This is a genomic window from Pseudomonas sp. GW821-FHT01C01 (genome assembly GCF_059422645.1).
The window spans coordinates 92128-98202 of the sequence record NZ_JBWKXF010000017.1; the positions used below are offsets into that span (position 1 = coordinate 92128).

General features: G+C 61.5%; 7 protein-coding genes. 3 read left to right on the forward strand and 4 right to left on the reverse strand.

The window, feature by feature from the left end; genetic code table 11:
• Positions 1-8: 8 nt before the first annotated feature.
• The gene (locus tag AC07XF_RS13520) at positions 9-1166 is read right to left on the reverse strand and encodes an efflux RND transporter periplasmic adaptor subunit (protein ID WP_495026886.1); all 1158 of its coding nucleotides are present in this window, start codon (positions 1164-1166) and stop codon (positions 9-11) included.
• 247 nt (positions 1167-1413) lie between these two features.
• Between AC07XF_RS13520 and AC07XF_RS13525 the strand changes: the two genes are divergently transcribed.
• Both AC07XF_RS13525 and AC07XF_RS13530 read left to right on the forward strand, forming a co-directional pair.
• Positions 1414-2115, forward strand: a complete 702-nt coding sequence (locus tag AC07XF_RS13525; protein ID WP_007985461.1) for a response regulator — start codon at positions 1414-1416, stop codon at positions 2113-2115.
• 4 nt (positions 2116-2119) lie between these two features.
• The gene (locus AC07XF_RS13530; protein WP_495026887.1) at positions 2120-3421 is read left to right on the forward strand and encodes an ATP-binding protein; all 1302 of its coding nucleotides are present in this window, start codon (positions 2120-2122) and stop codon (positions 3419-3421) included.
• Between the two features lie 470 nt (positions 3422-3891).
• On the opposite strand, the gene AC07XF_RS13535 is transcribed toward AC07XF_RS13530, so the two are convergent.
• The 3 genes from AC07XF_RS13535 to AC07XF_RS13545 form a co-directional block, all read right to left on the reverse strand.
• The gene (locus AC07XF_RS13535) at positions 3892-4653 is read right to left on the reverse strand and encodes an anti-sigma factor (RefSeq protein WP_495026888.1); all 762 of its coding nucleotides are present in this window, start codon (positions 4651-4653) and stop codon (positions 3892-3894) included.
• Positions 4653-5135, reverse strand: a complete 483-nt coding sequence (locus tag AC07XF_RS13540) for an RNA polymerase sigma factor (protein WP_495026891.1) — start codon at positions 5133-5135, stop codon at positions 4653-4655. Before AC07XF_RS13540 ends, AC07XF_RS13535 begins: the two co-directional genes overlap by 1 nt.
• A gap of 66 nt (positions 5136-5201) precedes the next feature.
• Positions 5202-5744 carry a tetratricopeptide repeat protein gene (locus tag AC07XF_RS13545; RefSeq protein WP_495026889.1) on the reverse strand — a complete coding sequence of 181 codons (543 nt, stop codon included), beginning with the start codon at positions 5742-5744 and terminating at the stop codon, positions 5202-5204.
• A 118-nt stretch (positions 5745-5862) separates the two neighbouring features.
• On the opposite strand from AC07XF_RS13545, the gene AC07XF_RS13550 reads away from it, so the two are divergent.
• Positions 5863-6075 (forward strand): hypothetical protein (locus AC07XF_RS13550; RefSeq protein ID WP_495026890.1); only part of this gene is annotated, 213 nt, incomplete at its 3' end.

A 6075-nucleotide genomic window follows, 5' to 3' on the forward strand; every position in this document is an offset into this window, starting at 1 on the left:
CGTCCTGCTTACTGACCAGTCACCTGGGCAAGTGGAAGAGGGGTGTCGTCGATCTGTACTTTTTCGCCGACGCGGGCGTGCTGCAGGCCCTCGATGACGATGCGGTCGCCCGCTTTCAGGCCTGCGGTGACGATCCAGCGATCGTTCTGCACGGCGCCCAGTTCGACCGGTTGCTGCCCGACTTTCTGTTCAGCGTCGAGCAGCAGCACCTGGGCGATACCGGCACTGTCGCGCTGGATGGCCCGTTGCGGCACGCTGATGCCCTGCTGGTTGACCGCTTGTTCCAGGCGTACGCGGACGAAACTGCCAGGCAGCAAGTCGAGGTCGGGGTTGGGGAACTCGCTGCGCAGGATGATCTGGCCGGTGCCCGGGTCGACGCTGATGTCGCTGAACAGCATTTTGCCCGGCAGCGGGTAGAGGCTGCCGTCATCCTGAATCAGCGTGGCCTTGGCCTGATCCTGGCCGACCTGCTGCAACTGGCCGGAACGGAAGGCGCGGCGCAGTTCGTTGAGTTCGCGGGTGGACTGGGTCAGGTCGGCATGAATCGGGTTCAGTTGCTGAATCAGCGCCAGCGGCGTGGTTTCGTTCTGCCCGACCAGCGCGCCTTCAGTGACCAGTGCCCGGCCGATGCGCCCGGAAATCGGCGCGGTGACGGTGGCGTAACCAAGGTTCAGTTTGGCCCGTTCCACGGCAGCTTTACTGGCGGCAACATCGGCGGCAGACTGCCGCGCATTGGCCCGGGCGTTGTCGTAGTCCTGACCGCTGATGGCCTTGTCGTCGATCAACTGGGCGTAGCGCTGTTCCTGCAATCTGGCCTGGAACGCGTTGGCTTCGGCCTTGCGCAGCGCTGCTTCGGCACTGTCCAGGTCAGCCTTGAAGGGTGCCGGGTCGATGCGGAACAAAACATCGCCTTGTTTCACATCACTGCCTTCACGGAAGGTCCGCTGCAAGACCACGCCGGCCACGCGGGCACGCACTTCGGCCATGCGCGGTGCGGCAATCCGCCCGCTCAGTTCGCTGCTGATGGTCAGTGGCCGCGCTTCGATGGTCTCGATGCGCACCGTGGCCAGCGGCGCCTGTTCCTCGGCATTCGAGGACTTGTCACACGCGCCCAGTGTCAACGCCAGTGCAATCAGGCTGAGCCTGGCAAGCAGATTCTTCGACATGTAATACCCCAATAAAGACTCCCAGCATCCTACTGGGCGAAAGCGAGGGTAGCGGTGAAGCTTTGTTGGTGCTGTGTGAAATTGTGTAAGGGTTTTACTCAGGAGTGGGTGAGGGCGTATATCCTTCAGTCCTTGAATTTTATTGCGCCTGTCAGGCCGCCTTCGCTGGCAAGCCAGCTCCTACAGGGAGCTGGCTTGCCAGCGAAGGCGAACTGATGGTCACTATCGCATTTGCTGGAAACACCCAATGCCCAACATCCTCCTGGTCGAAGACGACACCGCCCTCGCCGAGCTGATTGCCAGCTACCTGGAACGCAACGGTTATTCCGTCAGCGTGATCGGTCGCGGTGATCATGTGCGCGAACGTGCGCGGCTCAATCCGCCGGATCTGGTGATCCTCGACCTGATGCTGCCCGGCCTTGACGGCTTGCAGGTCTGTCGCCTGCTGCGCGCCGATTCGGCGACCTTGCCGATCCTGATGCTCACCGCCCGCGACGACAGCCACGACCAGGTCCTGGGCCTGGAAATGGGTGCCGACGATTACGTGACCAAGCCCTGCGAACCGCGGGTGCTGCTGGCCCGGGTGCGAACCTTGTTGCGCCGCAGCAGCCTCAGCGAGCCGCAAACCGCCAATGACCGCATTCTGATGGGCAACCTGTGCATCGACCTGTCCGAACGTACCGTGACCTGGCGCGAGCAATTGGTGGAACTGTCCAGCGGTGAGTACAACCTGCTGGTGGTGCTGGCCCGGCATGCCGGTGAAGTGTTGAGCCGCGACCAGATTCTGCAGCGCCTGCGCGGCATCGAATTCAACGGCACCGACCGTTCGGTGGACGTGGCGATTTCCAAGCTGCGGCGCAAATTCGACGACCACGCCGGCGAGGCGCGCAAGATCAAGACCGTGTGGGGCAAGGGTTACCTGTTCAGTCGTTCCGAGTGGGAATGCTGAGCCGATGTTCAGAATCCTCTTTCGTTTGTACCTGGTGACCATCGTCTCGTTCAGCGCGGCGATTTATCTGGTGCCGGATCTGGTGATCAAGGTCTTTCATGAGCGCTTCATGACCTACAACCTCGATTACTCCCGAGGCTTGCAAACTCTGATTGTCAAACAGTTCAAGGCCGTGCCGAGCGAACAATGGCCGGCCTTGGCCGCAGACATGGACAAGGAGTTTCATCCGCTGCACATCGTCCTTAGCGGTAACGACGATGCGGATTTCTCCCTTGAAGAGCAGCAGCGTTTGCAGCGCGGCGAGAACGTGGTGCGGATCGGCGACTGGGGCTGGCGCACTTTGGCAGTGGCACCACTGAACGAGCACACGGTGGTGCAAATGGTGGTGCCGCCAGACCCGATGGACGTCAGCCTGTTGTACTGGAGCATCAACGTGTTGATCGGCGCGACCATGCTCGCGTGCCTGTTGTTGTGGTTGCGCCCGCACTGGCGCGACCTGGAACGCCTGAAAAGCGCGGCGGAACGCTTCGGCAAGGGCCACTTGAGCGAGCGCACACAGATTGCCCCGAGTTCCAACATCGGCAGTCTGGCCAACGTCTTCGACACCATGGCCGGCGACATCGAGAACCTGTTGAACCAGCAGCGCGATCTGCTCAACGCAGTCTCCCATGAACTGCGCACACCGCTGACACGGTTGGATTTTGGCCTGGCGCTGGCCCTGTCCGACGACTTGCCGGCCACCAGCCGCGAACGCCTGCAAGGGCTGGTCGATCACATTCGTGAGCTCGATGAACTGGTGCTGGAGTTGCTGTCCTACAGTCGCCTGCAAAACCCGGCGCGGCTACCGGAACAGGTCGAGGTGTCGCTGGATGAGTTCATCGACAGCATTCTGGGCAGCGTCGACGAAGAGCTGGAGTCCCCGGAAATCGTCATCGACGTGCTGCTCCACGGCCAGCTCGAACGCTTCAGCCTGGACCCGCGCCTGACTGCCCGCGCCCTGCAAAACCTGTTGCGAAACGCCATGCGCTACTGCGAAAAGCGTATCCAGATCGGTGTGCAGGTTTATGCCGGCGGCTGTGAAATCTGGGTCGACGATGATGGCATCGGCATTCCGGATGACGAGCGTGAGCGGATTTTCGAACCGTTCTACCGTCTCGACCGCAGTCGCGACCGCGCCACCGGCGGCTTCGGTCTGGGGTTGGCGATCAGCCGCCGCGCACTGGAGGCCCAGGGCGGCACGCTGACAGTCGAAACCTCGCCGCTTGGGGGGGCGAGGTTTCGGTTGTGGTTGCCGACGTTGGTTTGAATCTGCGGTTAACTCTCACGTACTTCAGCGCTTCGATTTCATTGACCCCGTGCCTGGCAACTCAAATCCGTAGCAGCTGTCGAGCTTGCGAGGCAGCGTTCGACTGCGAAGCAGTCGCAGACTCAGGTAAACCGCACTCTCAGGAGCTGCGAGGACTGCGTCCTCGAACGCAGCCTCGCAGGCTCGGCAGCTGCTACACAGAATCAGACACTCAAGCAACATCGACCCACTTTGCGCTTGTGACTCCTGAGGATGGCAGTTCCAGGTTGGCTGTAAGGATCGGATTCAATCTCACGGTAGGGGGCGACAACTGCTTTCTGCCTGGCAACTCAAATCCGTAGCAGCTGTCGAGCCTGCGAGGCAGCGTTCGACTGCGAAGCAGTCGTAGAGTCAGGTAAACCGCACTCTCAGGGGCTGCGAGGACTGCGTCCTCGAACGCAGCCTCGCAGGCTCGGAGCTGCTACACAGAATCAGACACTCAAGCGTGTGCGCAGCAGCTTGGCCATTTCCTCCAGATCCGCCATTGGCTGATGCCCGATCAGCATCCAGGCGTGCTCCATGTCAGCCCAATACACGATGTTCAGCTCGCGCCGCTGCTCTCTGGCGAAATGGCGGCTGCCGCTGTTGGATCGCGTGACGCACAGCGCCATGGGGCCGTGCACCGGGTCGAGGTAGGTGATCTGGGCGATGGGCGCGCCGTCGTACTCGAGGATTTGCGCACGCTTGAACTCGGCACGGGGCAGGCTCAGTTTTGCCGGCGCAAGGTCGAGACCCAGGCGCGCATCGATGGTCCTCAGTTGTGCCCGTTGCGCGGCTTCATCACTGGGCAAGTGATCCAGGGTTTCTGGCACGTAGAGCGCCATGTAATCGGCCACCAGACCGCGCCAGCTGTGTGTCTGCTGACTCGCTTGCCAGCCGAGGAACAAACGGTCCGCCAGCACACCACCGGCCAGCAGCCCGGCTGCGGCGGCCAGGAACCAGCGTCGGTTGAGCGCGGGGCGCGCAGGTGAGGGCAGCGTGGCGAGCATGGTTTGCAGGCGATCCACCGGCGCCTGTCGGGCCAGTTCATCGTAGGCTTCCTTGAACGGCAGGCTGCTGCGATCCAGCCATTGCAGGCGCAGCCCGAGCATCGGATCGGCAATGATGGCCGCGTCGATGCGCGAGCGCTGCTCGGTATCGAGTTGGTTGTCGAGGTAAGCCACCAGTTGTTCGTCCGAGGGTATCGCGTTCATCAATGTTCTCCTCGGTTGGGGTTGGGCACCGTGTGCAACGGCGGATATTCGGCCAGTTTCGCTCGTGCGGCGGCCAGGCGACTCATGACCGTGCCGATGGGCACTTGCAGCACTTCGGCGACTTCGCGGTAGGACAAACCTTCGACATAGGCGAGAAACACCGTTTCGCGCTGGGTCTCAGGCAACGCATCGACGCGACGAATCACCTGCGCCGCCAACACGTGGGTCTGCGCCACGGACTCACCATCGAACGACAAGGCCTCATCGGCGTCCACGCAGCCCTGACCTTGACGCACCCGCCGGGCGCGGACTTCGTTGAGCCAGATCGAATGCAGGATGCTCAGCAGCCAGCGGTCCATGCGCGTCCCCGGCACGTATTGCCCGGCCCGTTCCAGCGCCCGCACGCAGGTGGCCTGCACCAGGTCATCGGCGACATGCCGTTGCCGGGACAGCAACAGGCCGTAGCGCCATAAACGCGCCAGATGCTGGTTCAGTTCCGTTCGTATTGCCTGATCGCTGGCGATGGCGACCTCCGTCCGCTCGGGTTGTCAGGTTTTCGATGATCCGTTGATGGCTTCGGCCAGGTCCTGATACTCCTCGCATTGAGTGTTGCCGCAGATGGCTTTGATCTGCTGCAGCTGCTCCTGTGCGAGATCCAGCCGGCCCTTGATCACATAGGCCTCGCCGAGGTATTCGCGGACCTGCGCATACTGCGGGTCGAGTTTCACCGATTGCAGGTAATAGCCGATGCCTTCGTCGGTGCGCCCTAGTTTACGCGTAGCGTAGCCGCGATAGTTCAGCGCTTTTGCCGTGTTTGGCTGTTTCAGCGTGTCGAGCAGGGCCAGGGCTTCTTCATAACGCCCGTCCTTGGCCAGTTGATAGGCATAGTTGGTGCGGTCTTCGTCCGGCACCAGGTTACTGGTCTGCCTGACGCAGCGATGCGATCGGGTATCCAGTACCTGACCTTTCGGGCAGTTGGGCCTGCTGGGCATGTCGTCACCGCCGCCACCACCGTTGGCCAGGGCGAGGGAGCCGGATAACGCGCCGGCCAGCAACAGTGGAGTCATCAGAACAGCAAAACGAATATTCATGGGCCTTGCTCCATAGGGTCATGCGTTTCAGATCAGAATGCGCCCTGCCAGATGCAGCGCATGGTTGAGCCAGCCAACGGCTTGAACAATTGAAGGGGCTGTCTGCCCCGGTAATGTCATGTTCATGGTTGATGTCCTGAGAACACCGCAGCATGAACAATTATTCAATACGTTCTGGCGGTGTTTTCAAGGAAAGCTCATATCGGGGGTGCAGGCATGGTTTTGTGCCTTACACAGCATAGTGTGCGCGCTGAAGATCCCTGTGGGAGCGGGCTTGCTCGCGAAGGCGGTGGGTCAGTCAACATTAATGCTGCCTGACACTCCGCCTTCG